The 2,069-nt window shown below is 63.9% G+C and carries 2 protein-coding genes; both read right to left on the reverse strand.

All coding sequences use genetic code 11. The annotated features are described in order from the left end of the window. Nucleotides 1-172: 172 nt before the first annotated feature. Nucleotides 173-919 (reverse strand): ABC transporter ATP-binding protein, encoded by a 747-nt coding sequence (locus tag EOA24_RS35655; RefSeq protein ID WP_245466988.1) that lies wholly within the window; start codon nt 917-919, stop codon nt 173-175. Nucleotides 920-1,067: 148 nt separating this feature from the next. Then, nucleotides 1,068-1,997 (reverse strand): 5-formyl-3-hydroxy-2-methylpyridine 4-carboxylate 5-dehydrogenase, encoded by a 930-nt coding sequence (fhmpcd1, locus tag EOA24_RS35660; protein ID WP_126083747.1) that lies wholly within the window; start codon nt 1,995-1,997, stop codon nt 1,068-1,070. Nucleotides 1,998-2,069 lie beyond the last annotated feature (72 nt).

The following is a 2,069-nucleotide window of genomic DNA, read 5'->3' on the forward strand; positions in this document are numbered from 1 at the left end:
ATCTCGGTCGGAGCAGGAATGATGAAGGCTGAGATGGCGAAAACTCGCACCACGGCTTCCCACACCACGATCGTCGCCAGCAGAAGGATGACCGCTGGAAGCCAGCTGCCTGTCGCCTGACTCCAGCTTGAGGCAACCCGCGACTCCGAGAGATTGGTGATGGGTTGATCGCTCATGACGCGCCTCCCGGTTGATGGCTGGCGCGCAGCATGGTGCGCAGTTGAACCACCAGCCTGACGAACTCGGGATCTTCCGTCACCGACAGATCGCGCGGATAGGCCAGCCCGATGTCGAGGCTTTCGGTGATCCGCCCCGGCTTGATGCCCAGCACGTGGACATGGCGGGACAGATGAATGGCCTCGTCGATGGAGTGGGTGACGAGCACGATCGTCTTGCCGGTACGCTGCCATATCTCCAGGAGCGACTGGCCCATCTGGTCGCGGGTAATGGCGTCGAGGGCGCCGAACGGCTCATCCATCAGCAGCACCGCCGGATCGAGCGCGAGCGCCCGCGCGATGGCGACCCGCTGGCGCATGCCGCCGGACAATTCATTGGGTCGCTTGTGGGCGCTGTCCCCCAACCCCACCAGTTCCAGCATCTCCTGGCCGCGTGCCCGCAACTCCGCACGCGAGAGCGACTTGTCTGCAATGCCGAGCAGCATCGATGCGTTGTCGACGGCATTCTTCCAGGGAAGCAGGTTGGCCTCCTGGAAGACGAGGCCGATCATGCGCTTGCGCGCCGCCTCGACTGGCGAAACCCCAGCGATCGAAACGCTGCCGCTTGTCGGATCGACGAGCCCGGCCAGAATCTTGAGCAAGGTGCTCTTGCCGCAACCGGAAGGGCCGATGAGGGAGACAAACGATCCCTTCGGTACCGAAAGATTGATGTTTTGCAGAACCAGTTGCTTGGCCAGCGTCACCGAAACGCCTTGGGCGGAGATCAGGTCGTCATGGTGGCGGATAGGGGCTGGCCGGCCGCCTGCTGGTCGAATGGGTTCAATGCGCATGGCTTGCCCCTCCATGCGGCGCCCAAACCCGACCGGCCTCGTGAGCATGATGGGCCATCGGCTACTCCCGTCCTTCCAAGATGCGCCGCACCGCGACGAGCTTGCGCGCCCGTTCGCCTTGCAGCGCCTTGATCTGCTCGGGCGTGTAGGAGAACATCCCCTCGCCCGACTTGATGCCGAACTTCGACGCGTTGGTCTTTTCCAGCACCATCGGCGCGACATCGTCGCGGTTGGAAAGATCGGCGTTGAGGAAGGACGAGACGGACTTGTAGATATCGAGGCCCGCCATATCGAGCAGCGCCATCGGCCCGACCACGGCGATCTTGTAGCCGATGCCCCAGGACACGCAGGTGTCGAGGTCTTCCGGCTCGATGACGCCGCGCTCGACAAGGTCGACCGCCTCGCGCAGCAGCGCATAGAGCACGCGGTTCTCGACGAAACCCGGAACGTCCTTCTTCACCACCACCGGAAGCAGGCCGATCGAGCGGATCAGGTCGCGGATCGTCGCCACGGTTTGCGGCGCGGTCTTCTCGCCGGCGATCACCTCGATCATCGGGATGATGTGCGGCGGGTTCGACCAGTGCATGCCCACCATCCGCTCCGGATGCGAGATATTCGCCTGCAGCTTGGTGATCGGGATACCCGACGTGTCGGACGCCACGATCGTGTCCGCCGCTATCAGCCCATCGATGGCGCGATAGACATCGGCCTTGATCGAAATGTTCTCGGGAACGTTCTCGATGACCAGGTCGGCGCCCGATACCGCATCGGCTATGTCATCGGTGAAGCGAACCGTTCCGGCGCCGGCCGGGGGCGGCGCGATGCCCAGGGAATCGAGCACGGCTTCGGCCACGCCCAGCATGGTTCCAGCCCGCTCGACCGCCGCCGGAGCGACATCGTAGGCCACGACCTGAAGGCCGCCTCTGGCGAGCCGCGCGGCCATGCCGGGCCCCATCGTGCCCAGACCAATGATGGCGATACGTTGGATCATCACGCTGCCCTGCTTTCGGTTGCTGCTTTTGTTTCCGCGACAAGGTCGGCGGCCTTCTCGGCAATCATGATC

Source organism: Mesorhizobium sp. M2A.F.Ca.ET.039.01.1.1 (genome assembly GCF_003998035.1).
GTDB lineage: Bacteria > Pseudomonadota > Alphaproteobacteria > Rhizobiales > Rhizobiaceae > Mesorhizobium.

Coding starts and splice junctions, on each gene's coding strand:
- fhmpcd1 (WP_126083747.1), bottom strand. CDS start 1,997: ATGATCCAACGTATCGCCATCATTGGTCTGGGCACGATGGGGCCCGGC.